The sequence below is a fragment of the Shimwellia pseudoproteus genome (assembly GCF_016415625.1).
Lineage (GTDB): Bacteria > Pseudomonadota > Gammaproteobacteria > Enterobacterales > Enterobacteriaceae > Shimwellia > Shimwellia pseudoproteus.
This window is the reverse complement of record NZ_WBXP01000049.1, coordinates 1-26,016: the sequence shown is the minus strand read 5'-3', so window position 1 is coordinate 26,016 and position 26,016 is coordinate 1. Positions and strand designations below refer to the sequence as shown.

At 55.7% G+C, this 26,016-nt stretch carries 25 protein-coding genes, 1 tRNA gene and 1 pseudogene; 10 read left to right on the top strand and 17 right to left on the bottom strand.

Going from position 1 to position 26,016, the window contains the following annotated elements; all coding sequences use genetic code 11:
- Nucleotides 1-82 precede the first annotated feature (82 nt).
- Nucleotides 83-928 (bottom strand): LysR substrate-binding domain-containing protein, encoded by an 846-nt coding sequence (locus F9C28_RS16825; RefSeq protein ID WP_199016456.1) that lies wholly within the window; start codon nucleotides 926-928, stop codon nucleotides 83-85.
- Between the two features lie 144 nt (nucleotides 929-1,072).
- On the opposite strand from F9C28_RS16825, the gene F9C28_RS16820 reads away from it, so the two are divergent.
- Nucleotides 1,073-2,134, top strand: coding sequence for an HlyD family secretion protein (locus F9C28_RS16820; protein ID WP_199016455.1), 1,062 nt, complete (start codon nucleotides 1,073-1,075; stop codon nucleotides 2,132-2,134).
- Nucleotides 2,124-3,233: a DUF2955 domain-containing protein gene (locus F9C28_RS16815; protein ID WP_233149131.1), complete on the top strand. Its 1,110-nt coding sequence runs from the start codon at nucleotides 2,124-2,126 to the stop codon at nucleotides 3,231-3,233. Before F9C28_RS16820 ends, F9C28_RS16815 begins: the two co-directional genes overlap by 11 nt.
- A 49-nt stretch (nucleotides 3,234-3,282) precedes the next feature.
- Here the strand turns inward: F9C28_RS16815 and F9C28_RS16810 are convergent, their stop codons facing one another.
- The 3 genes from F9C28_RS16810 to F9C28_RS16800 form a co-directional block, all read right to left on the bottom strand.
- The gene (locus tag F9C28_RS16810) at nucleotides 3,283-3,705 is read right to left on the bottom strand and encodes a DoxX family protein (RefSeq protein ID WP_199016454.1); all 423 of its coding nucleotides are present in this window, start codon (nucleotides 3,703-3,705) and stop codon (nucleotides 3,283-3,285) included.
- A 208-nt stretch (nucleotides 3,706-3,913) separates the two neighbouring features.
- Nucleotides 3,914-4,186 (bottom strand): YdcH family protein, encoded by a 273-nt coding sequence (locus F9C28_RS16805; protein WP_233149130.1) that lies wholly within the window; start codon nucleotides 4,184-4,186, stop codon nucleotides 3,914-3,916.
- Nucleotides 4,187-4,350: 164 nt separating this feature from the next.
- On the bottom strand, nucleotides 4,351-4,668 hold the full coding sequence (locus F9C28_RS16800; RefSeq protein WP_199016453.1) for a putative quinol monooxygenase: 318 nt from the start codon (nucleotides 4,666-4,668) through the stop codon (nucleotides 4,351-4,353).
- Between the two features lie 209 nt (nucleotides 4,669-4,877).
- Here F9C28_RS16800 and F9C28_RS16795 point away from each other — a divergent pair, with 209 nt between their 5' ends.
- The 3 genes from F9C28_RS16795 (at nucleotide 4,878) to ansP (ending at nucleotide 7,754) form a co-directional block, all read left to right on the top strand.
- A complete protein-coding gene (locus F9C28_RS16795; protein ID WP_199016452.1) occupies nucleotides 4,878-5,339 on the top strand; it encodes a nucleotide triphosphate diphosphatase NUDT15 in 462 nt (153 codons plus the stop codon).
- A gap of 46 nt (nucleotides 5,340-5,385) precedes the next feature.
- A complete protein-coding gene (nfsB, locus tag F9C28_RS16790) occupies nucleotides 5,386-6,030 on the top strand; it encodes an oxygen-insensitive NAD(P)H nitroreductase (RefSeq protein ID WP_199016451.1) in 645 nt (214 codons plus the stop codon).
- Nucleotides 6,031-6,305: 275 nt separating this feature from the next.
- Nucleotides 6,306-7,754 carry an L-asparagine permease gene (gene ansP, locus F9C28_RS16785; RefSeq protein ID WP_199016450.1) on the top strand — a complete coding sequence of 483 codons (1,449 nt, stop codon included), beginning with the start codon at nucleotides 6,306-6,308 and terminating at the stop codon, nucleotides 7,752-7,754.
- A 47-nt stretch (nucleotides 7,755-7,801) separates the two neighbouring features.
- Here the strand turns inward: ansP and F9C28_RS16780 are convergent, their stop codons facing one another.
- A complete protein-coding gene (locus tag F9C28_RS16780) occupies nucleotides 7,802-9,298 on the bottom strand; it encodes an aldehyde dehydrogenase family protein (RefSeq protein WP_199016449.1) in 1,497 nt (498 codons plus the stop codon).
- Between the two features lie 242 nt (nucleotides 9,299-9,540).
- On the opposite strand from F9C28_RS16780, the gene feaR reads away from it, so the two are divergent.
- The gene (feaR, locus tag F9C28_RS16775; protein ID WP_199016448.1) at nucleotides 9,541-10,446 is read left to right on the top strand and encodes a transcriptional regulator FeaR; all 906 of its coding nucleotides are present in this window, start codon (nucleotides 9,541-9,543) and stop codon (nucleotides 10,444-10,446) included.
- Between the two features lie 7 nt (nucleotides 10,447-10,453).
- On the opposite strand, the gene F9C28_RS16770 is transcribed toward feaR, so the two are convergent.
- Genes F9C28_RS16770 through F9C28_RS16760 form a run of 3 tightly spaced genes read right to left on the bottom strand, consistent with a single transcriptional unit; the run spans nucleotide 10,454 to nucleotide 13,636 of the window.
- Entirely contained in the window at nucleotides 10,454-10,789 is a 336-nt protein-coding gene (locus F9C28_RS16770) for a YdbL family protein (RefSeq protein WP_199016447.1), read from the bottom strand.
- Between the two features lie 13 nt (nucleotides 10,790-10,802).
- Nucleotides 10,803-10,994, bottom strand: a complete 192-nt coding sequence (locus F9C28_RS16765) for a YnbE family lipoprotein (protein WP_199016446.1) — start codon at nucleotides 10,992-10,994, stop codon at nucleotides 10,803-10,805.
- Nucleotides 10,991-13,636, bottom strand: coding sequence for a YdbH family protein (locus F9C28_RS16760; RefSeq protein WP_199016445.1), 2,646 nt, complete (start codon nucleotides 13,634-13,636; stop codon nucleotides 10,991-10,993). Before F9C28_RS16760 ends, F9C28_RS16765 begins: the two co-directional genes overlap by 4 nt.
- A gap of 212 nt (nucleotides 13,637-13,848) precedes the next feature.
- On the opposite strand from F9C28_RS16760, the gene F9C28_RS16755 reads away from it, so the two are divergent.
- Both F9C28_RS16755 and hslJ read left to right on the top strand, forming a co-directional pair.
- The gene (locus tag F9C28_RS16755) at nucleotides 13,849-14,838 is read left to right on the top strand and encodes a 2-hydroxyacid dehydrogenase (protein ID WP_199016444.1); all 990 of its coding nucleotides are present in this window, start codon (nucleotides 13,849-13,851) and stop codon (nucleotides 14,836-14,838) included.
- A gap of 70 nt (nucleotides 14,839-14,908) precedes the next feature.
- On the top strand, nucleotides 14,909-15,340 hold the full coding sequence (hslJ, locus tag F9C28_RS16750) for a heat shock protein HslJ (RefSeq protein WP_199016443.1): 432 nt from the start codon (nucleotides 14,909-14,911) through the stop codon (nucleotides 15,338-15,340).
- Here hslJ and F9C28_RS16745 read toward each other — a convergent pair.
- Complete coding sequence (locus F9C28_RS16745) at nucleotides 15,334-15,600, bottom strand: putative hemolysin (protein WP_199016442.1); 267 nt, start codon at nucleotides 15,598-15,600, stop codon at nucleotides 15,334-15,336. The two genes, hslJ and F9C28_RS16745, sit on opposite strands and share 7 nt — an antisense overlap.
- 387 nt (nucleotides 15,601-15,987) lie before the next feature.
- Between F9C28_RS16745 and nifJ the strand changes: the two genes are divergently transcribed.
- Nucleotides 15,988-19,518, top strand: a complete 3,531-nt coding sequence (nifJ, locus tag F9C28_RS16740; RefSeq protein WP_199016441.1) for a pyruvate:ferredoxin (flavodoxin) oxidoreductase — start codon at nucleotides 15,988-15,990, stop codon at nucleotides 19,516-19,518.
- Nucleotides 19,519-19,642: 124 nt separating this feature from the next.
- Here the strand turns inward: nifJ and map are convergent, their stop codons facing one another.
- Together map and F9C28_RS16730 are read right to left on the bottom strand one after the other, a co-directional pair.
- The gene (gene map, locus F9C28_RS16735; RefSeq protein ID WP_199016440.1) at nucleotides 19,643-20,428 is read right to left on the bottom strand and encodes a type I methionyl aminopeptidase; all 786 of its coding nucleotides are present in this window, start codon (nucleotides 20,426-20,428) and stop codon (nucleotides 19,643-19,645) included.
- Nucleotides 20,425-20,676 carry a ParD-like family protein gene (locus tag F9C28_RS16730; protein ID WP_199016439.1) on the bottom strand — a complete coding sequence of 84 codons (252 nt, stop codon included), beginning with the start codon at nucleotides 20,674-20,676 and terminating at the stop codon, nucleotides 20,425-20,427. The genes map and F9C28_RS16730 overlap by 4 nt, the downstream gene beginning before the upstream one ends.
- A gap of 227 nt (nucleotides 20,677-20,903) precedes the next feature.
- On the opposite strand from F9C28_RS16730, the gene F9C28_RS16725 reads away from it, so the two are divergent.
- Nucleotides 20,904-20,979: transfer RNA gene (locus F9C28_RS16725), tRNA-Lys, on the top strand.
- On the opposite strand, the gene F9C28_RS16720 is transcribed toward F9C28_RS16725, so the two are convergent.
- The 6 genes and pseudogenes from F9C28_RS16720 to F9C28_RS16695 form a co-directional block, all read right to left on the bottom strand.
- Nucleotides 20,967-21,908: an alpha/beta hydrolase gene (locus F9C28_RS16720; protein ID WP_199016438.1), complete on the bottom strand. Its 942-nt coding sequence runs from the start codon at nucleotides 21,906-21,908 to the stop codon at nucleotides 20,967-20,969. The two genes, F9C28_RS16725 and F9C28_RS16720, sit on opposite strands and share 13 nt — an antisense overlap.
- Before the next feature lie 96 nt (nucleotides 21,909-22,004).
- Nucleotides 22,005-22,289: a hypothetical protein gene (locus F9C28_RS16715; RefSeq protein WP_199016437.1), complete on the bottom strand. Its 285-nt coding sequence runs from the start codon at nucleotides 22,287-22,289 to the stop codon at nucleotides 22,005-22,007.
- A gap of 250 nt (nucleotides 22,290-22,539) precedes the next feature.
- Nucleotides 22,540-22,902 carry a hypothetical protein gene (locus F9C28_RS16710; protein WP_199016436.1) on the bottom strand — a complete coding sequence of 121 codons (363 nt, stop codon included), beginning with the start codon at nucleotides 22,900-22,902 and terminating at the stop codon, nucleotides 22,540-22,542.
- A 137-nt stretch (nucleotides 22,903-23,039) separates the two neighbouring features.
- Entirely contained in the window at nucleotides 23,040-24,302 is a 1,263-nt protein-coding gene (locus F9C28_RS16705) for a Y-family DNA polymerase (RefSeq protein ID WP_199016435.1), read from the bottom strand.
- A gap of 1 nt (nucleotide 24,303) precedes the next feature.
- The gene (locus F9C28_RS16700) at nucleotides 24,304-24,720 is read right to left on the bottom strand and encodes a translesion error-prone DNA polymerase V autoproteolytic subunit (RefSeq protein WP_199016434.1); all 417 of its coding nucleotides are present in this window, start codon (nucleotides 24,718-24,720) and stop codon (nucleotides 24,304-24,306) included.
- 498 nt (nucleotides 24,721-25,218) lie between these two features.
- Nucleotides 25,219-25,920, bottom strand: a pseudogene (locus tag F9C28_RS16695) (nucleotide disphospho-sugar-binding domain-containing protein); the annotation flags it as partial.
- Nucleotides 25,921-26,016 lie beyond the last annotated feature (96 nt).

Below are 26,016 nucleotides of genomic sequence, written 5' to 3'. Positions count from 1 at the left end.
TTGAACTTTTGCTTTGTCACAGGATGTCGCTACAGGGTCAGGAGTGTGGTGATCTGATCCTAATTTCGGCTAAAAGTTCGATTTATTCAACAAAGCCATATAACGCGTGAATAATACGGTTATCCGGTTGCCATTCCGGCAGTACCGGGATCAGCCGCCGATCCGCCAGGTCAGACGTTATCATCATCCGGGGTAAAATGGTTATCCCCAGCCCCGCCAGCACCGCCTGATGCAGCATCACCAGATCATCACTGGCCAGCCGCGGGCGGTAACTGAACAGTTGCTCTTCCCCCCGGGAATTTGTCAGCCGCCAGTGGCCATACATCCGCTCATCTTTCTGGCTCACCCCTAATAGCGGTATTGCCCCCAAATCGGCCAGGGTTTCCGGCTGGCCATATTTTTCCAGCAGCGCCGGGCTGGCCACCATGATCTGGTAACCCCGTCCGAGATATTTAACAATTAACTCGCTGTCTTCCAGCGGCGGCGGTAATACCCGCAGGGCCAGATCAAAGCCCTCCCCGATAACATCCACCCGCCGGTTGGTGGCTTCCACCTCAATAGTCACTTCCGGGAACTTGTGCATATAATCCGCCACAATCGCCCCGACATACGAGTGCAGCAGTACCACATGACAACTGAAACGAATATTGCCCCGCGGCGCCTGGTTCACCCGCTCAATCACCATTTGCGCGGCCTGAGCCTCGGAGGTCATTGACTGGCAGTGCTGATAATACTGCCAGCCAATATCGGTAACGTTAAAACGCCGGGTCGATCGCTGGATCAACCTTACCCCAAGGCGCTCTTCCAGTGCCGCAATCCGGCGGCTGAGGGTTGAACGCGGGATCCCCGTCGCCCGCGACGCTTCTGCAAAGCCACCGCGCTCCACCACCCGGGCGAAATAATAGAGGTCGTTGAGATCCTGAAGCATGACATTGGTCCATAAATGGAATAGTGATGCTCATTTTAAACTGTTTTCTGAAAATTAGTCTGGTAATAAAATTATTACGGGCGGACTTTTATGATTTTGTTTATCTCCTGCACCCCGCTCCCGTCGTTGAAAAGGAAATGAGGTATGTCTCTTACACCAGAAGAGCGCTTCCATCGCTGGACGCGCTGGTCGCTCTTGATTGCGGCGCTGGCATTTATTTATTTCGTGATTGCCGATATGCATATGCCGCTTACACCGCATTCGCGTCTGCTGCATAAAGTCACCCCCGTTGCCGCAGAGGTCAGTGGCCGGGTCGTTTCCGTTAATGTGCAAAACAGCCAGTTCGTGAAGAAAGGCGATGTGTTATTCACCATTGACGATCAGGACTACCGTACCGCTGTCCATGATGCAGAAATGGCATTACAGCAGGCACTGGACAGCAACAGCGCGCTGGATGCGTCGATATCCGAAGCCAAAGCCAGCCTGGCGCAAGTTCAGGCCGGCTGGAATGTGGCTAAAGCGGATTCCGCCCGCTATGAGCAATTACGTAACTCAGCCGTTTCCCGCCAGCAGGCCGACCAGGCCCTGGGGAATGAACGGCAATATGCCGCTCAAATCGCGCAAATGCAGGCCAAAATACATAATCTCGAAATACAGCGTGGTTTACGAGGGGGAGATAACCTGCATATTCGTCAGGCTGAAAATAGTCTGCACCAGGCCAATATTAATTTAGCCCGTACTAAAGTCCGGGCGCTGGAGCCGGGATATATCAGTAACCTTAATTTAGTGGGCGGGGATTATGCCAGTACCAGTACGCCGCTGCTGAGTATTGTCAGCACCCGCAACGAAATTTATGCCGACTTCCGGGAGAAGTCCCTGCGTTATATTAATAGCGGCTCTCCTGCGGAGGTGGTCTTTGATGCCTTCCCGGGGAAAGTGTTTCATGCCCATCTGACCAGCCAGGAGGCCGGTATTGCTGACGGGCAAATCGTTGCTGACGGTAAGCTGGCCGCCACCGAAGAGAGCGACCGCTGGGTGCGAGATGCCCAGCGGCTGCGGGTCTATTTCCAGCTGGATGATGCCCTGCCGAAAGGATTGCCCAGCGGGGCCCGGGCCACAGTGCAGTTAACGCCGGAAAATCCGTTATTACATGGGCTGGCGTGGCTGCAAATTCATCTGATTTCGCTGCTGCACTATGTTTATTAACGCCATGTTTATTAAACATATATTTAATAAAAAATCCGCGCCGGATGAGAAATCGGGGCCAGCCAGCCCCCCAGCGCCGGTAAATCCGCCGGCGCACCATCTCAGCGAAAATGACCTGCAACAGGTAAAACGCCTGGTGCTGGGGGCGTTTATCTGTTTTGTCACGCCCAAATTTTTCGACTGGAATTACGGCTCCTATTTTGCCGTCTACCCGATGATCCTGATGGGGCTGGTGCCGGTGCTGACCCGCCACGTGGTACGCCAGTTCCTGTGCAGCGCATTATTTAATGTGCTGGTGACCATTCTGATTGCCGATGTTTTTGTGGATGAGCCGGTTATCATGATAATGCTGATGGTGCTGGTAAACCTGCTGTGCTTCTGGCTGATGGCGTCAGGCACCGCATTTCTGGCCGGGGCCCATTCGGTGCTGGCGATCCACGCCATGGTGCAACTGGGCAGCTACAACACCACCGATCTTATGGATTTATGTACCTCCCATATGATGGCGACCTTGCTGGCCACCGGCAGTGCGTTTCTGGCGTTTGTGCTGTTCCCGGACAAAACCCCACGCTCACCGCCACCAAAGCCCAATAAAAGCTATTCGGAGCTGACTCACCAAGTGCTGTTCAGCACCGGGATCGCCACCATTTCGTTTATTGCCTTCCAGATGCTGGATGAGAAAGACTCACTTTCCGCCCAGGCCGCCACCCTGCTGATCCTGTTTCCGCTGCGCTGGTCCGGGGCTTATGCCGCCAGTATTGACCGGATGTTCGGCACCCTGATTGGCTCTGCGGCAGCTATTCTGATGCAGCTGGTGCTGTTTACCTGGGGGGAAAATATCACCCTGCAAACCATGATGTATTTACTGGGGGTAATGGTGTTTGCCGCAGAACATGTGCGGGAGCGGCGTGGTCCGGCGCGGGGATTTTGTTCGATGACAGCGCTGGCTATCTTCTTCGGCCTCAAGAGCGCCGGCAGCGATGTATTCTACACGGCCATGTACCGTATGGTATCAGTGGCGGTGGCGGTATTTATTACCCTGACCCTCGCCTATTTACTCCACCGGTTGCTATTACGCTACTGGCCGACATCAAGCTAAAAAAAAGGCGATAGTAATATCACTATCGCCCACACACTACATGACCCAATTAACGGCGATCGAGCGAGAGCGCCCCGGGCCCCACTAAAGCCAGCAGTAAGAAACCGCCGGTAATAGAGAGGTTTTTATAAAAATTAATCATATTTGGCATTACCGCATCACCGGTCATTGTCCAGTATGGGTGGCCAATAAAGCCGGTTGCCAGCGTATAAACGGCAAAGATAATAGCCAGCGGACGGGTAAAGAAGCCGAGCACCACCAGAATAGATCCAAACACTTCCATCAGTACGGCAATAGCGGCCGCAATGGTCGGCGCAGGTGTGCCGAGGGATGCCATATATTGTACTGTGCCCTCAAACCCGGTCAGTTTTGGAAAATCGGAAATCAGGAACAAAACAACCATCAGGATACGACCAACTAATAACAGGAAAGGACGTGCACCACCAAAATCACAATAGCGTAAGGAATTCATAATAAGCTCATATGAATAAGAAATAGTGTAGAAAAAACATAGCGCAGATTTTTCAAACCCGCCACAGATCACAGACTATTCGTATTCTTTTTGAGCGTTTTTCCCGGCATAAAATGCTATTGATGAAGATATAACAACGCGAACACCATTCATTAACATAATTAACCAGTCAACGAGGTTAATTATTAACTTTTACATCTTTTGTACATCAGACCTGAGGCTGTCTGGCAGCACTGCGCATTATCTGGTACAGCTCATCCTTGATTTTCAGTTTTTCCCTTTTCATGGCGGCAACTTTGTCTTTATCGCAGGGCCCCCGCCCGTCGATATATTCGAGATCAGTAATACCCCGGTCAAGGTTTTGATGGCGGGTCAGCAGGGCCCGGAAACGAGGATTCGCGTCTTTGAGTTCTGGAATCAAATGATTTAAGTCTGGAAACATAAAGCACTCCTTCTCAGTCCGGTGTTCGCGCACCTTCATCCTGACACTCTGACGGCACGCTGTCATGGCCGCGGTGTGTAAATTATGGTCAAGATCAACGTTGAATTATTTTTCTTACCGGGATTCAAGGCACTAACAGAAGCAGCCATCAGGAAGGCGACGGCAATATCGCACGCCTCCTCCCTGGTGCCGCTCTCACCGGATCAGGATGTCGCCGGGGACACGATATGATCCAGCAGTTGATCGAATACCAGCACGTCCCGGGATAATGCATGCGCTGCCACCACGGCCGCCATGGCCTTGTAGTGGGATGCCTCCCGGTGTTCATCAATCGCCTGCTGATCCTGCCACTGTTCGATAAACACAAAATGTGCCGGATTTTCGACATCCTGGTGCAGATGGTAAGCCAGGCAGCCCGGCTCGTTTCGGGAGGGAACCAGGCAGGCCTGGAGGGCATGGCCCAGCACGGTAACACTGTCTGGTTTGGCAACAATATGCGCAACGATATGAATCGGTTTCATCGGCGGGCTCCGCAAAAGTAGATAAGTCAATATAACCGCCCCATTCTGCGCCCGCCACCCGCTGATGGTGTAGCGTAATGGGCGGTTAACCCTGACAATTGCCGGTGTTGGCGATAAGACCAAATGCGGTAACTTGCACAATTGCAGCCAATAACCGGATACTATTCACCGCGATACAACACGCCGACCATGTATTAAAGGAGCCGATAATGGCTGAATTACCCCGCTTCGGGGTGGGTATATTGATTGTCCGCCAGGGTAAGATCCTGCTGGGCCAGCGCCTCGGTAGCCACGGTGAGGGCTGCTGGTCTGCCCCCGGCGGCCATCTGGAGCCCGGCGAGTCCGTGGAACAGTGTGCCCGCCGTGAAACACTGGAGGAAACCGGCCTGCAACTGGGCAGCATAATGCGCGGCCCCTGGAGCGAGGATTACTTTCCTCGCCAGCAAAAGCACTACCTGACCATGATGGTGGTTGCCCGGCCGCTGCCGGGGGAGCCACACCGCCTTGAGCCGGATAAATGCGCGGGCTGGCAGTGGTTTAGCCCGGACACCTTACCGGCGCCGCTGTTCGCCCCCCTGGAAGGCCTTGCCCGGGATCAGGGGAAGACGCTGGCAGCACTGATCGCGCGCATTAATCGCGAGGATGACATAACGGTGTCTGGCAAAATATAAACCGACACCCTATTAATGTGACAGTGTCACTAACAAGAGGTTATTGATGAACATTGATGAAATTATCCGCACCCGTTACACCACCAAAGCCTATGATGAGCACCGCCAGATTACCCCGCAACAACAGCAACAGTTGCTGGATTTGCTGCGCTTTAGCCCCTCTTCGGTAAACTCTCAGCCCTGGCATTTTTTTATTGCCGCCACCCCGCAAGCCAAAGCCAAAATCGCCCCGGCGTTCGGCGAGGCCAATGCCGGCAAAGTGCTGAAGTCATCCATGGCGGTGGTCTTTACCACCCGCACCGCGATCACTGAAGCCCACCTCAGTCATCTGCTGGAAAAAGAGCAACAGGATGGCCGCTTTAACAGTGATGAAGCCAAAGCCGCACAGGATAAAGGCCGCCGTTATTTTGTTAATCTGAACAGCAGTAGCCCGGAAAAACAGCAAGACTGGATGGCGCGCCAGGCTTATATCGCCCTGGGGTTCCTGTTGCTTGGCGCGGCCAGCATGGGCCTGAATGCCACGCCGATTGAAGGTTTTGATGCCGCTAAAATGAATGCCATCCTCGGCCTTGCTGACCAGGGGCTGACCAGTGTCGTGGTGGCAACGGTTGGCTACAGTGGCGAAGGCGATTTTAATGCCGCCCTGCCGAAGTCCCGCCTGGGGGCCGATGAGATTATTACCCTGCTGTAAACCGCATTATTTCCCGCAACACAGCTGAGGCATCCGCGTTGGCTGTGTTTTCATGACCGCCCGCCGGCCAGTAATATTTCCTTACAGACTGATAATATTGATAAATCCCCTCTGCACCCGCCCCTGATTCACCGCGCTTTGCTTTGCGTCGTCCGGCATTTACCGGTAGGATGCTTCGCCATGTTTTGTCAGTTCTGGTAAGCATTCGTCAGGAACCGCGCCCTGCCTGCGTGCGCGGCGGACATTAATCACAACAATAAGACACCACAACAACCATGAATGAGAAAATACCGCACACAGAAGAGCGCCAGGTCGCGCACCAGCGCTGGCTAAAATCCCATGATGAGGGTTACCACAAGGCCATGGGTAATCGTCAGGTTCAGATGATAGCCATCGGTGGCGCCATTGGCACCGGGCTGTTTTTAGGGGCCGGGGCCCGGCTCCAGGCGGCAGGCCCCGCCCTGGCGCTGGTCTATCTGGTCTGCGGGATTTTCTCTTTCTTTATCCTGCGCGCCCTGGGCGAGCTGGTGTTACACCGCCCGTCCAGCGGCAATTTTGTCTCCTATGCCCGGGAATTTCTCGGGGAAAAAGCCGCCTTCGTGGCGGGCTGGATGTATTTTGTCAACTGGGCCATGACCGGTATCGTTGATATCACCGCGGTGGCGCTGTATATGCACTACTGGGGCACGTTTGGCGATGTCCCCCAGTGGGTGTTTGCCCTGGGCGCACTGACGTTAGTCGGGGCGATGAATATGATCGGCGTGAAATGGTTTGCCGAAATGGAGTTCTGGTTTGCGCTGATCAAAGTGCTGGCCATTGTCGCCTTTTTGATAGTCGGCAGTGTCTTCCTTGGCACCGGCCGTCCCCTTGACGGTAACGCCACCGGCTTCCATTTGATAACCGATAATGGCGGCCTGTTCCCCCACGGGTTGCTGCCTGCGCTGGTACTGGTCCAGGGGGTGGTGTTTGCCTTCGCGTCCATTGAACTGGTGGGGACCGCTGCCGGGGAATGCAAAGATCCACAAACCATGGTCCCCAAGGCCATTAACAGCGTTATCTGGCGTATCGGCCTGTTTTACGTGGGCTCGGTCGTGCTGCTGGTGCTGTTACTGCCCTGGACCGCCTACCAGGCCGGGCAAAGCCCGTTTGTCACCTTCTTCAGCAAACTGGGGGTGCCTTACATCGGCAGCGTGATGAACCTGGTGGTGCTGAGTGCCGCCCTGTCGAGCCTGAACTCGGGGCTGTACTCCACCGGCCGAATCTTGCGCTCAATGGCGATGGGTGGCTCGGCTCCGGCATTTATGGGACGGATGAGCCGCCACCAGGTGCCCTATGCGGGGATCATGGTGACTATCGGCATTTATATTATCGGCGTGTTGCTCAACTATCTGGTGCCGACCCGGGTCTTTGAGATCGTGCTGAATTTTGCCTCCCTCGGGATCTTGTCATCCTGGGCATTTATTGTGGTGTGCCAGATGCGGCTGCGTAAAGCTATCCGGGAAGGTCGTGCGGCCGAGGTGAGCTTCCGGCTACCCGGCGCGCCGGTAACCTCCTGGCTTACCCTGCTGTTTCTGCTGCTGGTACTGGTACTGATGGCGTTTGATTACCCCAACGGCACCTGGACAATTGTCTCTATTCCGCTGATTGCGCTACTGCTGGTTCTTGGCTGGTTCGGGGTGCGCAAGCGGGTCAGCCATCTTTCCCGCGACACCCCGCCGCGCTAACGGCCACAGCATGACGGGCCCCGCACCCAGGGCCCTGAGCATGGCAATCAGTAGCGTATGCAGACCGATTTGGTTTCTGTATAGGCGTCCAGCCAGTCTGGTCCGAAGTCGCGCCCGGTGCCGGATTGCTTCATGCCGCCAAACGGCAAGTTGGCATCAATCAGGGTGTGGCTATTAACCCATACCGTACCGGCCTGTAAGCGCTGGCTGTATGACATGGCGTTATTCAGGCCCGCGGTCCAGACACTGGCCGTCAGGCCGTATTCGCTGTCATTGGCCAGCCGTAATGCTTCTTCGCCGTCAGCCACCCGGATAAGGTTCACCACCGGCCCGAATACTTCTTCCCGGGCCAGCTTCAGTGACGCCGCCGGATTGATAACCAGGGTGGGCGCAATATAAAACCCGTTGCCGTCAGGCACGCGGTTGCCCTGCACAATCTCAGCGTGCTGCTGGCGGGCATCCTCAAGGTAGCTGGCGACCTTTTGCTGATGGCTGTGTGACACCAGCGGGTTGATCATCGCGCCGGGATCCATCCCCGGCCCCACAGACAGGGACTGCACCGCACCGGCAAAGGCCTCGGTGAGTTTTTCAAAAATCGGTGCTTCAATATAAATCCGCGAGCTGGCGGCGCAGACCTGCCCCTGGTTAAGGAAGCTGCCGGTCATCAGCCCGGCCACCACCTGCTGGAGATCGGCATCTTTCAGTACAATGGCCGGGTTCTTGCCACCCAGTTCGAGGGTGACCCGGGTCAGACGATCTGCGGCCACCCGGGCAATCTGTTTGCCGGTGGCGGTGGAACCGGTAAAACTGACTTTGGCCACCCGCGGATGGGTGGTCAGCGCAGCACCACACACCGCCCCGCTGCCGGTTACCACGTTAAACACCCCCGGCGGCACACCGGCTTCGCAGGCCAGTTCAGCCACCCGTAGCAGGGTCAGTGGCGTGGTTTCTGAGGGTTTAATAACGATTGAGCAACCGGCGGCCAGGGCGGGCATCACTTTCCAGATGCCTATCATCAGCGGGAAGTTCCAGGGCACGATCCCCGCCACAACGCCAACCGGTTGTTTCCGGGTCCAGGCCTGATAACGGGCCCCTTCCGGCATCGGAATCGACACATCCAGGGTCTGGCCGGTGATTTTGGTGGTCAGCCCGGCGGTATAGCGCATCCAGTTCAGGGTGCACCCCACTTCAAAGGCCCGGGAGATGGTTATCGATTTCCCCTGTTCGAGAGTTTCCAGCTGGGCCAGCTCCTCGCCATGTTGCTCAACCAGATCGGCAAACCGCAGTAAAATACGCTCGCGCATGGCCGGCAACATGGCCGACCAGCGGCCATCGTCGAATGCGCGCCAGGCGGACATTACCGCCAGATCAACATCCCCGGCACTGGCATCTGCGGTGCTGGAAATCTGCTGCCCGCTGGCGGGATCAAAGATGGCAAGGCGCTGCTCGCTGCTGGCGGCAACCCACTGACCATCAATAAACAGCCCATGTTGTCGGTTCAGAAAACGCTGCACGCTCTCCAGCACCGCTACCTGTGATGACATATCTCCCCCTTATGGTTCCGGATGCGAATCGATAATAGCTTTCCCCCAGTCTAGGCTATCGCGGGCAAAGCCACTTTAGCCTGCCTGACAATCCTTTTGCTTTGCGTGACAGGTTTACCGCCTGCCCGGGACGGGTTTTTCAGTGGGTTTTCTTATCTTTGACCGCGGTCACTTTGCCTGGAGTTACAACAATGCAACAATAACGCAACACAACGATCGGTATCCGCAGATGGGGTTCGGGCATGAAAAGCAGTCAATATGAACACTTCGATCACTGGCTGGCGGAGATAAACCGGGCCTGTGGTCAGTTCGCCGCCCGCCCGCTGCCCGGTAATTTCGCCGGGGCCCTGGATGAGTTCCATGCCCATCAGTTAAAACTGAGTACCGTTACCGTGGGGGCGGCGAATTTATACCGCACCCGTAAAGAGATTGCCCAGAGCAACGACGCGTGTTTTTTTACGGTGTTTCAGCTCAGCGGTGAAGCCGTTATGGAGCAGGACGGTAACCAGGCGCTGTTGCGCCCCGGAGATATCACCCTGATTGATGCCGCTCTTCCGTGTTCATTTAGCTGGCACCAGCAGGCCCGCCAGGTATCGCTGTTACTTCCGCGCCAGATGCTGGAACAGTCGCTGCATTCCGGGCGCATCCCCTGTGCCAGGCGGCTGGAGGCCGGGCAGCCGGTGGTCAGTCTGTGTCATCACCTGCTGCGCGAGAGTATGCAACATGACACCCTGTCCGGGCGGGAAAGTGAGGCGGCGCTGGAGGCGATGATGGCACTGTTACGCCCGGTGCTGATGCAGCAGGCGCCGGAAACCTCACGGCGGGAGCGCCAGTTCCGCAAGGTGCTGGCGTTGATCGATGAGCATATCCAGTCCGACGCGCTGCGCCCGGAGTGGCTGGCCAGCGCCACGGGGATGTCGGTGCGCAGCCTGTACCGGATGTTTGCCGACCAGGGCCTGGTGGTGGCCCAGTACATCAAAAACCGCCGGCTGGACTTGTGCGCCCAGGCCCTGCGCAGCGCCAGCCATGAAGAGAAACTGGCGGGGATCGGCTACCACTGGGGATTTGCCGACCACAGCCATTTTTCCACGGCCTTTAAACTGCGGTTTGGTATCTCCCCGGGGGAGTACCGCAAACGCTGGCAGTAATAATGGATCAGGGTTTGAGCATCCACATGCCGTTAATACCGCGCACATATTCCCCGGATTTCGCCCGTTCGACCAGTTTTTGTCCCGCCAGCCGGGCCACATCGTCAGCGCTGATATTATTACTGGTCCCCAGTTGCTGATAATTACGCGCCCGTTGATCATTAATCTGCTTCACCAGCGCCTGGGTCTGGGCATCGCTGGCCCGGGGGGCGAGAAAACCGCTCAGGGTTTCGCCCACCCGCCCCTGCTGGCGCGCCTCGTCCAGGGTCAGTGCCAGCGCGCTGGTGCTCAGTAACAGCAACGAAAGGCCCAGTGCGTGCAGTAGTTTGTATGTCTTATTCATTTCTCTCGCCCGGTCAGAACAGATCGCTGCGGCTTTTCAGCAGGGTTTCCACGTCTTTATCGACTTTGACATGAATTTCATGCTCGATTTTGACGTTCATATTGATAGTTATCGGGGTATCCGGTGCCGCAACCTCAATTCGCGGCGTGCATCCGGTCAGGCCAGTCACCGGGAGTACCAGGATAATGGCGGTCAGATATCTCATTGTTGATGTTCCTTACACACGGTTCCGGAAGGCTGACAGCGGGCGCCCGGCAATGCCATATGTTGCTCCAGCCATGATTGCAAATTATCCCCGAAGCGCAGGCTGCGCCACAGGGTGAACAGGTTTTCCTGGTGCTGATAATTAAGCCGAATAGTGCTGCGTTTACCGTCCACCTGGCTGATGCCGGTAATGCTGGACTTCATGGTCAGCTGGCCGAGGTTGTCCAGGGTCACCGAGGTCCAGGAGTTAGCAATCTCCATATAGCGCAGCCAGTTGATGGCCGCCCCGGCGGCAATATTGTCTTTGACCATCGCATCCGCCATATCTTTATCCATGCGGAAAGTCAGCGGGCCGGGGTTCGACAGCCAGCCGTCTTTGATTATCCACTGCGGGTGATTAAGCCAGATAGGCAGCGCACCGTTAATCCGCCCGGACATCGTAAATTGTTTCGGGTTAATGGCGGTGATCAGCTCACTGGAGGAGATATTTTCCACCCGCAAGAGCGCCGGATCCTGCTGCGGCAGGCGCAATTGCAGCATTTTCAGCTGCCCCCCCAGCACATCGACACTGACATTACTGAGGATCAGCGGGTTGGCGTCATCCCAGGGATAGTGGCCCTGCAAATCGGCGGTGACGTTACTGGCTTTTGCCTGGCTGTCAATTTCCGCTACCCGCAGGCGCACCGGCCCCCGGGTGCCCAGATCCCAGACCCCGTTCCGGTAGCGGAATGGCAGAATAAAATCGATACCCGCCACCTGATTATCCGGGGTCCAGACGCTGCCGTGTTTCACCACCCCGTGGCCACCGGCTTCAAACCCCTGGCCCGGCGCGGCGGAAAACGCAACCTGGGCGTTAAAGGTGCCCTCATCCAGCCTGATTTTGCTCTCTTTCGGTAACAGCGGCTGGAAGACTTTCAGGGTCTGGCGCGGCCACCAGGCTTCGGCCCGCAGGCGCTCCCCGTCCCAGCGACCATTCACCCTCACCGGGCCAATGTCACCGGCGTGCAGATCGCCTTTAAACTGAAATGCCGTCGGCTCCTGCCCGCTGACACTGAATTTCAGGGTCGAGGGCGGCAGATAACTGCCGCCGCTCAACGTGGTTTGCCCGGCATCCAGCGACAGCGCCCCGGTAAATGCCGGGGCCTGCGGGTCGCGCACCCAGCGAATCGGTTTATCAAGGACCAGGCGCGGGGCGGCAACCTGCATCGCGCCATACTGCAACTGGTTAAAACCGGTGGACAAGGTGGACAGCTCGATAGTTTTATCCTGCCACTTACCGGTGCCCGCTACATCCCAGTTGGCGTTCATCGGCGTAAACTGGCCTTTCCCCCAGTAGCGCCACTGCCACTGCCCGGCGTCCGGCAGGAAATCCCGGGCGTTACCGTCAAGGTGCAATTCAAAGGCGCCAAACTGGTGTTCATGGGCCTGCAAAATAGCCTGCAGGCGGCCATCAACCCCCTTGCGGGACAGTTTTACCCCCGCCAGAGGCCAGCGGATCAAGTCGATATTAAGATCCTCAATAAGCCGCCCCTGGGAACGTAACAGCGAACCCGGGCCAAAATGTAATTGCGGATCATCCAGCGGCCCCTGTAACTGGGTAAATAGCGTGGCATACAGGGTCAAATCGTCGTGTTTTGCCTCACCGGTCAGTTGTAACGGCATGGCGCTGTTGATCATGCTGAGCTTGCCCGGCCCCACAGTGAGCACCACGTTTCCTTTACCGGCGGCCCCGGCGGTGAGTACGTTCAGGCGGCCGCTAATTTGCGCCTGTTCCAGCCCCTGTTGCCAGTGATCAATACTCAGCCCCAGCCGCCCGCTAAGCGGGAATCCCTGGTAAGGCCAGAACCAGCGGCCATCACTGATACGTAAATTCTCGGTGGTCAGGGTCCAGGGCAGATCAAGCAGCGGCTGGGGTTGCTCCGGGCTGTCGATAATTAACTGGCCGCTATTTTGTTGCCAGTTGAGCTCGGCATTGACCAGACCAGGTTGCTGGGGCAGATAAAGCTGTGCCGTGCTGCTGCCCGCCACCGGCAGGCCGTCCGGCACCAGCGGCATGGTGAAGTCCCCCGCCAGTGCCAGCGGCTTCTGCCCGTCAAACAGCGCCAGGGTAAATTGCTTCACGCTGAGGGCCTGCCCGCTCAGACTGGCCTCCAGGTTCACCAGTTTGCCCTGGTAATGAATAGTCTGCTGTTCCCGGGAGAGCGCCAGATTCAGCCCACCGGCATATTGCTGCCAGGGGGCGAGGGTCAGACGATCAATCACTACCCAGCTGCGCGGTAGCATCTGCTGCCATTGCGCCAGGGTGCGCGGGGCGGCCAGGCTGGGCTCACTGGGGGGTAGTTTTGCCAGACAGGCGGTATCGAGGGTGACATCACCGGCGTGCAGCAACCAGCGCGAGGGGTGTGACAGTGTCACGCTTTGAATATGGGCCAGGGTACAATCCCCGGCCTGATAGCGGATATCCGGAATTTCAATGGCGTGCAGGCTCACCCGCGGACGCGATTCAATGGCTATCCGGGTGCCTGCGGGCAGCCAGATCCCCGCCAGCCCTGGCAGCCAGTGCCCCAGGGTTAACAGGAGCGTTAATGGCAACAAGATGCACAGTAGCAACAGAGCCAGTGCAGCGCTATATTTACCCTTCATGGGCAGGAAATTCCTGATTTGGCAAGAAGTTAAACCGGGAAAAACATAACTATTTTATGGCTTTCCCGCCAGGCAATGTTCATGACTTTACCTGAGCATAGTTAACATGGAATTAAACACCATCTTTTCACCGCTTTACAGAATTTTTTAAAATTTGCGGGAACTTTTTAATGGTGATAATTTCTATCCTAGGATCATTTGGAGAAAGTTTTATGAAACTTGCTGTTTATAGTACAAAAAACTATGACAAGAAATACATCGAGCATGTTAACAAAGATTATGGCTACGATCTTGAATTTTATGACTTCCTGCTCACCCAAAAAACAGCCAAAACGGCTGCGGGATGTGATGCAGTCTGTATTTTTGTTAACGATGATGGCAGCCGCCCTGTCCTCGAAGAGCTGAAAAAACAAGGGGTTAAATATATCGCCCTGCGTTGCGCCGGTTTTAACAACGTCGATCTCGACGCGGCGAAAGCGTTAGGACTGCGGGTTGTCCGGGTACCGGCCTACTCCCCGGAAGCCGTGGCTGAGCACGCGGTGGGCATGATGATGTGCCTTAACCGCCGCATTCACCGCGCCTATCAGCGTACCCGTGATGCGAACTTCTCCCTCGAAGGATTAATCGGCTTTACCATGTTTGGTAAAACCGCCGGGGTGATTGGTACCGGGAAAATCGGGGCAGCGGCGTTGCGCATCCTGAAGGGCTTCGGCATGCGCCTGCTGGCGTTTGATCCCTATCCAAGCGCAGCGGCGCTGGAGCTGGGTGTGGAGTATGTGGATCTGGAAACTCTGTTCCGGGAGTCCGATGTCATCAGCCTGCACTGCCCGCTGACCCCGGAAAACTATCACCTGCTGGATAAAGACGCGTTCGGCCAAATGAAAGACGGGGTGATGATCATTAACACCAGCCGCGGTGGCTTAATTGACTCCCAGGCCGCTATCGACGCCCTGAAAACCCAGAAGATTGGCTCCCTGGGGATGGACGTTTACGAAAACGAACGGGATTTGTTCTTCGAAGATAAATCCAATGATGTTATCCAGGATGATGTCTTCCGCCGTCTGTCCGCCTGCCATAACGTGCTGTTTACCGGCCACCAGGCGTTTTTGACCGAAGAAGCGCTGATCAACATCTCTGAAGTGACGCTCGACAACCTCGGCCAGCTGGAAAAAGGCCAGGAAACACCCAACGCGCTGTGCTAATCAGCGTTTTACTCCGGGGGCCGGGCAGCCGTGCTCAGGCTCCCGCACAGACAACAAAATAAGAGATTTTATGAAAAAGACAGTAATTGCCGGGCTGGCTGCGATGGCGTTAAGTGGATGTGCGGCATCCGGCAGTAATGGCGGCGATATTAGCGCACAGCAGCTGCAACACCACCGCTATGTGCTGCAGACCCTGGACGGCCGCGCCGTCAACAGCAAAGCGCCCCATCAGCCGGAAATCAGCTTTGGCGAGAACATGCATGTCTCTGGCCAGATGTGTAACCGCTTTATGGGCCAGGGCAAGCTGAATGGCAATACGCTCACCGTGGACGGCATGGCATCCACACGTATGATGTGCATTGATCCGCAGCTGAACCAGCTGGACGGTATCATTGGCGAGATGCTGAACCACGGGGCTCAACTGTCCTTAACAGGGAAACAACTGACCCTGACGTCCCCGCAGCATACCCTTACCTGGACATTATCTGACTTGGTTCAGTAACTGCTACAGGCACCGGAGGCAAGCGCACGTTCACCACAGCGTTTGCCGTTCGGTAACGCACACATGCCGACCATTGAACCGTCTAACTGGCGGGCCGCCAGTACCGTTCCCCCGACCATTGCGCAGTTCGCGCTGGCCTGGCCGTTCATGGCGGCATGCATCCCGGCCGGCACGTGTGCCGCCGTGGCCTGTTGTACGGGTTCACTACTGCAGGCCGAGAGTAAAAACGCGGCGCATCCAACGAAAAAACCAACTCGCATGTCAACATCTCCGTGGCAAAATAATTTAGCGAAACGTTTGGCATCATAGGACAGGCTGCCCCAGGGCGCGAGCCTTAAGCGCCAGGATTCATTAACTGAAACACATTTTTATGATCCCGCTCGGATTATTCCTAATTCATGTCATATTTATGCAGTGACAGTGTCACACAAAAGTAACATTACGCCACCGCCAGCCCTGCTGTGATGCGGCCCGTAGCCCACCAACCACACAAAAGCAAAAATGGTCTTCCGCGGCTTTTGCTACTATTTACCCATCACGATTAAGCGTTTGTCACCGCAGGCGGAAACATTCCCCGTGATGGCCAGACGCAATTAATTACAGGGTGTAACCGCCCTGCTTTTCCTTTGCGCAATGTAAGGTGTCTTATGATTACTATCGACGGCAATGGTGCAGTCGCCTCAGTGGCGTTTCGTACCAGTGAAGTCATCGCTATTTATCCCATTACGCCAAGTTCCGGTATGGCAGAGCTGGCGGGGGCATGGTCGGAAGATGACCTGACCAATATCTGGGGTGATGTTCCGCGTGTGGTGGAGATGCAGTCAGAAGCCGGTGCCATTGGCGCGGTGCACGGCGCGCTGCAAACCGGGGCCTTGTCGACCTCGTTTACCTCATCCCAGGGATTATTACTGATGATCCCCACCCTGTATAAACTGGCCGGGCAATTAACCCCCTTTGTGCTGCATGTGGCCGCCCGCACCGTGGCAACCCACGCCTTGTCGATCTTTGGCGATCATTCGGACGTGATGGCCGTGCGCCAGACCGGCTGCGCCATGCTGTGTGCCAGCAGTGTCCAGGAAGCCCAGGATTTTGCCCTGATCGCCCAGATGGCCAGCCTGAACAGCCGGGTGCCGTTTATTCATTTCTTTGATGGCTTCCGCACCTCCCACGAGATCAATAAAATTGTGCCCCTCGGGGATGACACTCTGCGCAAGCTGATGCCGCAGGCGGCCATTGATGCGCACCGCAGCCGCGCCCTGAACCCGGAACACCCGGTGATCCGCGGAACCTCCGCCAACCCGGATACCTATTTCCAGTCCCGGGAGGCGACGAACCCCTGGTATAATGCGGTTTATGAGCACGTCACCCGGGCGATGAACGATTTTGCCCAGGAGACTGGCCGCCAGTACCGGCCGTTTGAATATTACGGCCATCCCGAGGCCGAACGGGTCATGGTGCTGATGGGCTCGGCCCTCGGCACCTGTGAAGAAGTGATTGATGAGCTGCTCTCCCGGGGGGAAAAAGTCGGCGTGGTCAAGGTCCGGCTGTTCCGGCCTTTCTCCGCTGCCCATCTGCTGGCAGAGATCCCCGCCACGGCCCGTAAAATCGCCGTGCTCGACCGGACCAAAGAGCCGGGGGCGCTGGCAGAGCCGCTGTATCTGGATGTGATGACCGCCCTGGCTGAAGCCTTCAGCCGCGGGGAACGCGAAACCCTGCCGCTGGTCATTGGCGGCCGTTACGGGCTGTCTTCAAAAGAGTTTGGCCCGGACTGTGTGCTGGCGGTCTTTAATGAACTGTCTGCCAGTGCGCCTAAGCCCCGTTTTACGGTGGGTATCTATGATGATGTGACCCTGCTCTCCCTGCCGCCAGTGGAAAATACCCTGCCGTCCCGCGCCCGGCTTGAAGCGCTGTTCTACGGACTCGGCAGTGATGGCAGCGTCTCGGCCACTAAAAACAATATTAAAATTATCGGTAACGCCACCCCCTGGTTTGCCCAGGGCTACTTTGTGTACGACTCTAAAAAGGCCGGTGGCCTGACTGTTTCGCACCTGCGTATCAGCGAGCATCCGATCAACTCGGCATACCTTATCGACAAAGCCGATTTTGTCGGCTGCCATCAGTTGCAGTTTATTGATAAATACCAGATGGCCGAACGGCTGAAGCCAAATGGCATCTTCCTGCTGAATACTCCCTATGATGCCGATCAGGTCTGGGAGCGCCTGCCCCAGGAGGTCCAGGGGATCCTGGTTGCCAGAAATGCCCGCCTCTATGTGATTAACGCGGCCAAAATTGCCCGGGAATGCGCCCTCGGGGCGCGCATTAACACCGTGATGCAGATGGCCTTCTTCCACCTCACCCAGATCCTGCCCGGTGACGCCGCCCTGTCTGAACTCCAGGGGGCCATTGCTAAAAGCTACAGCAGCAAAGGCCAGGAGCTGGTTGAACGCAACTGGCAGGCCCTGGCCATGGCCCGGGAATCGCTGTTCCACGTGCCGTTACAGCCGGTGAACGATCAGAGCCACCAGCGGCCACCGGTGGTTTCCGACGCGGCGCCGGATTTTGTCAAAACCGTTACCGCCGCCATGCTCGCCGGGCTTGGGGATGCGCTGCCGGTATCCGCCCTGCCGCCGGATGGTACCTGGCCACTGGGCACCACCCGCTGGGAAAAACGCAACATTGCGGAAGCGATCCCCATCTGGAAAGCCGGGCTCTGTACCCAGTGTAACCACTGTGTGGCCGCCTGCCCCCATGCGGCAATTCGCGCCAAAGTTGTCGCACCGGAAGCGATGGAAAATGCCCCGGCGGGCCTCGATTCGCTGGATGTAAAATCCCGGGATATGCGCGGAATGAAGTATGTGCTCCAGGTGGCCCCGGAGGACTGTACCGGCTGTAATTTGTGTGTTGAGGTGTGCCCGGCCAAAGATCGTCAGGATCCGTCGATTAAAGCCATCAATATGCAGCCGCGCCTTGCGCACGTGGAAGAAGAAAAAGCCAATTATGACTATTTCCTCGCTCTGCCGGAAATCGACCGCAGCAGCCTGGAGCGCATTGATATCCGCACCTCGCAGTTGCTGACGCCGCTGTTTGAATACTCCGGCGCCTGTTCCGGCTGTGGTGAAACCCCCTATATTAAACTGCTGACCCAGCTCTACGGGGACCGGTTACTGATTGCCAACGCCACCGGCTGCTCGTCTATTTATGGCGGCAACCTGCCCTCAACGCCCTATACCACCGATGCCAATGGCCGCGGCCCGGCATGGGCGAACTCCCTGTTTGAAGATAACGCCGAATTCGGGCTGGGCTTCCGGCTGAGTACCACCCAGCGGATGGCGCGGGTAACCCGGCTGGTGGAGAAATTTGCCGCCCAGTTGCCGCCCGACCTCGCCAGCCAGCTTCAGGCCGCTGCCACCCCAGAACAGCGCCGTGGCCAGATTGATGCATTGCGTGTCGCGTTACAGGATGTTGATGATGCCGATGCCCGCCAGTTACTGACCGATGCCGATGCGCTGGTGGATAAATCTATCTGGCTGATTGGCGGGGATGGCTGGGCCTACGATATCGGCTTCGGTGGCCTGGACCATGTGCTGAGCCTCACGGAGAACGTCAACGTGCTGGTGCTGGATACCCAGTGTTACTCCAATACCGGCGGCCAGCAGTCCAAAGCAACGCCGCTGGGGGCGGTCACCAAGTTTGGTGAGCACGGGAAACGTAAGGCCCGTAAAGATCTCGGGGTCAGCATGATGATGTATGGCCACGTGTATGTGGCGCAGATCTCGCTGGGCGCCCAGCTTAACCAGACGGTGAAAGCGATTCAGGAAGCGGAAGCCTACCCGGGACCGTCGCTGATTATTGCCTACAGCCCCTGTGAGGAGCACGGCTACGATCTGGCCCTCAGCCACGATCAGATGCGCCAGCTCACCGCCACCGGGTTCTGGCCGCTGTATCGCTTTGATCCGCGCCGGGAGGCAGACGGTAAACTGCCGATGTCCCTCGACTCTCGCCCGCCGTCTGATGCACTGGCGGAGACGCTGCTGCACGAACAGCGGTTTAAACGCCTGAACACCCAGCAGCCGGAGGTGGCCGAACAGCTCTGGAAAGACGCAGCCCAGGATCTGCAAAAACGCTATGACTTCCTGGCGCAACTGGCGGGTAAAGCAGAAAAAGCCCCGAGCGAGTAATTACGCCGCTCAGGGCATATACTGGCGCTGTCCGTCACGGGCAGCGCCAGGTGTGTGAAAGGCGTTATTAATGCCAGGCACTGGCGCAGCCAGCCAGTGCCTGTTTTTACGCTCAAATAGCCGGTCAGATTGCCTCATATTCGCCGGTGCCTTCCGGCCACGGCGTTAGCAAATCATACCCGGTTTCGGTGACCGCAATAGTGTGTTCCCACTGGGCAGACAGCGAGCGATCTTTGGTGACCACGGTCCAGTCGTCGTTCAGCACGCTGGTCGCCGCTTTACCGGCATTGATCATCGGTTCAATGGTGAAGATCATCCCCGCTTTCAGTACCGGGCCGGTCCCCGCTACCCCGTAATGGAGCACCTGCGGCTCATCATGATAAACCTGGCCCACCCCATGACCGCAATATTCACGTACCACGGAGAACCCGGCGCCTTCCGCCAGGGTCTGGATAGCGGCGCCAATATCCCCGAGGGTGGCACCGGCGCGTACAGCTTTGATCCCCGCCACCATCGACTGGTAGGTAATATCCACCAGCCGTTTCGCGCGAATCGACGGTTCGCCCACAAAATACATGCGGCTGGTGTCGCCGTACCAGCCATCTTTGATCACCGCGACATCAATATTGACAATGTCACCCTTTTTCAGCTTTTTCTCTGCCGGGATCCCGTGGCACACCACGTGGTTCACCGAAGTACAGACCGTTTTCGGGTAGCCGTGATAACCAATATTGGCCGGGATAACCTGCAACTGGTTAACAATATAATCGTGGCAGAGGCGGTCAAGCTCCTCTGTGGTCACTCCCGGCTGAACAAATGGGGTGATCATTTCAAGGACTTTGGCCGCCGCGTGGCCTGCGGCCCTTGCCATTTCAATCTCTTCGGCGGAATGCAGTTTACTTCCGGTCATAACACCTGCTCCTGTGCTGCGTCATCGGAGACGGTATCCGCAACGATGCGCTGAATATCCATCCCGTTATGAATTTCACTTTTAATTAGCTGGCGTACCAGTTGCTGGTGGCTCAGGTGTGGGTACAGCTCAGCCATCATCCCCAGCTTTAGCCAGTACTCCGCCTGGGCATTGATAGAGCGGCTCATCGCATTACTGGCCACCCGTAAGTTTTCATGCATCAGGTCCGAAATTTTAACGATCCCCATAAAACACCTATATAAAACATATATGGAACGTATATTAGCAGTTTATCGGGGGAGCGGGTATCCCGGCGGGGAGATAAAAACGCCAGGTGAGCAAAATGGCGGCAATTTGCCCGGACATGGCGTATTTTTTCAGCAACTAAACCGCGGCCGGGCTGGTGTACCGTTATTTGGTAAAAAAGCCCTTGACCTGCTCATTCACAGGTTTATAGTTCGGTTCAACGCGATGTGGGCTGTTAGCTCAGTTGGTAGAGCAGTGGACTCTTAATCCATCGGTCGAGGGTTCGAATCCCTCACAACCCACCATCCTTACCCGTTGATTTCTCTCCTTTATTAATTCTGAACTCAATCCATTTGATCAACCACTGCGGCCAGTCTGCAACCGGCAGACCTGCGGTTTTGCGGATCCCAAAACCGTGTCCTCCCTGCGCAACGATATGCATATCTGCCGCCACCCCCTGAGCGTTAAGGGCCTGCCACATCACCAGGCTGTTTGCCACCGGCACCGTGGGATCATCCGTGGCGTGCACTAAGAAACACGGCGGGGTGTGGCTGTTGACCATCGTTTCCACGGAAAACGCCGGATTCAGAGCCTGGCTGGCAATACTGGCGGGTAACTGTTGCAGGGTTCCCCAGGGGGAGATGTTTTCATCCATGCTGATCACCGGATAAATCAGCGCCGCAAGATCGGGCCGGGCGCTGAGGGTGTCAGTGTCATCCTGGGGCATATCACATACCCGATCCCAGCGGGCGGCCAGCCACCCCGCCAGATGCCCTCCGGCAGAAAATCCCACCACCATAACATGCTCAAGGGATAACGCCCGGGAGCGGGCGCGCAATAGCCGGACCGCGCGCTGGGCATCCGCCAGCGGCGTCGCATTGCCCAGCGGGTGCCCGTCCCCCGGCATACGGTAATTGACCACCGCACAGGTAAACCCCGCCGCCGCCAGCGTATTGGCCGTGTCCATTCCTTCTTTATCAAACGCTGTCCGCGTGTAGCCGCCGCCGGGCAGGATAACCACCCCGATGCCGTTTCCCGGGCCCGCCGGCGGGACCAGCACCATTTCCGGGATAATAGTGCCGGTAAGGAGCCTATCGGGTAATTGGGCGTTACCGCGCTCAATAATCTGGGGCGTCAGCCGCGTGTTGCTGTGCGCCTCAGGCCAAAGGGGAATAATCCTGGCATCCGGGAGGAGTTGCTGGAGTGACGAATATGGCGTTGTTTCCGGGGTCATGATGGGCATCCTGTATAAAAGTCCTGCCCTTCACGTTACCCGCTTTAGCAAAAAAAACTAGCCCGCAGGCTGGTCAGCAATACAGGGAGCCGTGCCTTATAGCACCGGACAATCCACTGGCTCTGCCGCCGCAGAAGTATCAAAAATAAGATCATCACCAAACCATAAACGGAACGGTACCGCATTGCCGTCACTGTCACGGGCAAACTCTGCGGCCACCACATCGTCTTCATCGGGATTAAAACTGCCGTTGCGCCGCCACAGTTGCCAGCCAGCGACTTTGGTGCACTGGAGGATATAGTTAGCAGGCAGATCTTTCAGACGGCATCTGACACCGTCAACCTCGACATATACGTCCCGGTATGAGCAAACAGGTAACATAACTCGCCTCTTGATTTACCGTAGGGCCCATTAGTAAGTATAGTCCCCGCCCGCTTGTCGCGCGCATTCTGGCCCGGCTGCAAAAAAAAGCGCATCCCCCACAAAATTCACGGTTGATAATGATAATCATTCTTGTTAACTTACAACCACCGAATAGTTGAGCTAAACGGTCAAGTATTCGGTACGACATTGCTCACATTGCTTCCAGTATTTTCCGCCAGTTTTTACTGGCGGTTTTTTTTGTCTGCGCTCAGTAGATAAAGATATCCTCATCGACATCTTCTACCGCCCCGGTATCGGCGATATACACTTTATTGAGATGGAATTTATCACTGTTATCCGCGCTACGGTGCTGGTCGCTGACGAGCGCAAACTCTTTATAAGCGGTGTTAATGATAAAGTTACGCTGCCCGTGATGGTTGCGCGGGAAGATCTCACCGTCGATGCCGTTGCGCAATACATAAGTAATACTGCGTACGCTAACCGGCAGCGGCAGTAGCTCGCACTGCACTTTACTGCCGTCAATACCAATCAATTTGCGGGTCTTTTCGGCCAGCATAAAATCGATGGTCACCGGGGTGGCGTTGTTTAACGGGAACTGATGAATCGCCATTGCTTCAATCTCCAGTATTATTCTGGGTTCAGCATACGCCCGATAGCCGTGTTATATAATTGATAATTCCGCGCAGTGATGATCGTTCGTGGTGAACAAAAAACCGGCGTACCGGTGCCGTGCAGGCGACCCCGCTGTCATTTCACCACCAGAAAATCCGCCCAGCGTGTCGTGTAGCGCGGAGAGAGCATTTCACGTTTCATCTGCCACGTCTGCTGGCTCTCCTGACCGGCAAAATAGAGCGTGCCCTTCCCTTGTTTGCTGTTCAGCGTGTCGATGACGGACATCAGCTTATCGCTGTTACGTCGCGGCGCGAGATCGTCGAACAAACTGAGCTGCGCTATTCCCTGGCTGTAAAAATCACCCAGCATCACCCCGGCTTTCTGGTAGCGGTGCCCGTCCTGCCAGATAGCATCAAGGCAACGCGTGGCCGCGGCGATAATGTCGCGGCTGTCCTGGGTGGGCGTTAGCAGATGAACGCCGGCATGATTGCCATAATAGGGTGCATTAGCGAATGGACTGGTTTTCACAAACGTGGAGATGTACCGGCAATACTGATGCTCATGTCTTAACTTTTCGGCAGCCCGGGAGGCATAACTACAAATGGCCTGGCGCATCGGCTGATAATCAGTGATCCGGTCACCAAACGACCGGCTGCACACGATTTCCTGTTTTACCGGCACAAACGCTTCAAGGGCCAGGCATGGCTCGCCGCGTAACTCGCGCACGGTGCGCTCAAGAACGACGTTGAAGTGCTTGCGGATAACATAGAGATCGGTGTCGGCCAGCTCCAGGACAGTCCTGATCCCCATCGCTTCCAGCTTTTTGGCAATCCGCCGGCCAACGCCCCACACCTCACTCACCGGGAACAGTGCCATGAGTTTTCGCTGCCTGGTGATATTTGAGAGATCCACCACGCCGCCGGTTTTCGCCCACTTTTTCGCCGCATGGTTGGCCAGCTTGGCCAGGGTCTTTGTCTGGGCTATCCCGACGCCTACGGCCAGATGGGTATTGCGCTTCACCGCCGCTTTCAGTTCACGGCCGAAATCCGCCAGATCCCGGCAGTTGTCAACACCGGTCAAATCGCAAAACGCCTCATCAATGCTGTAAATCTCCACCCGCGGCGCCAGTGCTTCGAGGGTGGTCATCACGCGGTGCGACATGTCTGCGTACAGCTCATAGTTGCTGCTGAAATACGTCACATGGTTACGGCGGAACGCGTCCCGGCATTTGAAATACGGCATCCCCATCTGAATACCCAGGGCCCTGGCTTCAGCGCTGCGGGCGATAACGCAGCCGTCATTATTTGAGAGCACAACCACCGGCTGCCCGCGCAGGTCTGGTCTGAAAATCGTCTCACAGGACGCATAGAAGCTATTCACATCCACTAACGCGAACATATCAACTCGTCGATTTGACGATAAATGTGACAACGCCAAATACCTCCAGCTCGTCACCCGAGAGGGTGATCGGCGGGTATGCCGGGTTCATCGGGACCAGTTGCAGCAAAGGCCGTGTCTGAAGCCGTTTTACCGTAAACTCGCCATATACCGACGCAATAACGATATCCCCGTGCTCCGCGTGCTTCGCACTGTCAACGACCAGCAGATCCCCGTCACTGATCCCTGCCCCTATCATCGAGTCGCCGCTGGCGCGCACAAAATAGGTTGCGCTCGGGTGTCGAATCATCAGCTCGTTCAGGTCGATGCGCTTTTCAACATAGTCCTGGGCCGGAGAAGGGAAGCCGCACGGAACAAGGTCCGAAAAAAACGGCATCGGGATAATGTCGCGCAGATCCGCCGGTGTAATGAACGCCATGATAACCACCACTAAAATACTGTTTATATATACAGTAGTTTTATTGAGTGTGGAGGTCAAGCACAACCGGGGCCTCTGACGCTACCGGCCCCCGCGCTATCTCAATATTGTTCCAGTGAGTGATTATTAGCGTTGAGTTATATTGGGATTGCACACCATCGTTTACATAGGATGCCAGCGATACATTACAAGCGGCAGAAAATACAGCGAAATGATGGGCGCAATATTTTGCAAGAAATAACAGACCACTCACCGTCTGGTAAGTATGACCCTGGCACTGTTTACCGGGGGGGATCACAATCATCGACGGATTATCTGGCCTGCAATAAAGCATGTATACTGAACTCAACGATTAGTTCATAATGATAATAGCCATGTTTTCAGTATTTAACTATCCCTAATAAATAATGCTAGTCATAATTAAAATGAAGATCTTATTTTCAAACATAATCATTTTATTTAGCATTTACTCTCGTATTAAAACTAGGGTAATACTCGTCAACTTTTTCTAATTTTGGTTATAAGAGTTTCTGCAACCTCTGAAGGACTTGGTTGCCTAGCCATTTCTGCAGCCACCTGCGCTGAACAGGAACGCAATGTATTATCATGAAAAAAAGTGTTTATTAAATCACTAGTTAGCCCTTTGTCACCTGGAATGATCCCGCAGCCACGTTTCATAACTGCTTTGGCATTTACTGGACGATCTGCTCCTTCACCAAATACAATTTGTGGAATTCCGTTATATAGAGCAGTAAGAGTATTTCCAGCGCCACCATGATGAATAAAACCGTCAGCACCATTAAGAAAAACTCCCGTAGGGATCCAGTCAACTAGACGAACATTTGATGGTAATTTCCGTAAATCTTTGCGCGCATTAATTGCCAGTTGCAATGTTATTTCAGCATCCACCTCATTTGCTGAATCCATCACCCATGAAATTAAATCTAGTCCATCTGCCACTGGTTTGACTGTACCAAGACTTATCAACAAACGTTTTTTACCCTGACTCCTGCCCCACCACTTATCCCATACCCCCCCTCCATTATAGGGAACATATCTCATGGGAATAATCGGTTCACCATTATTTTGAATGATACTCATACTTGGCGGTGTTACATCAATCCATGCAAGATCACGTACCGGACCGCTCACATTGTGACGCTTGTAAGCGTTGGCGAGGGGACGATTAACCATTTGAATGGCTTTGTTGAATAAATCAGATTTCGGGTAAGTCTCCCCCGTAGCGGGTTGTGTTTTCAGGCAATACGCACACTTTCAGGCATACCTGCTTTCGTC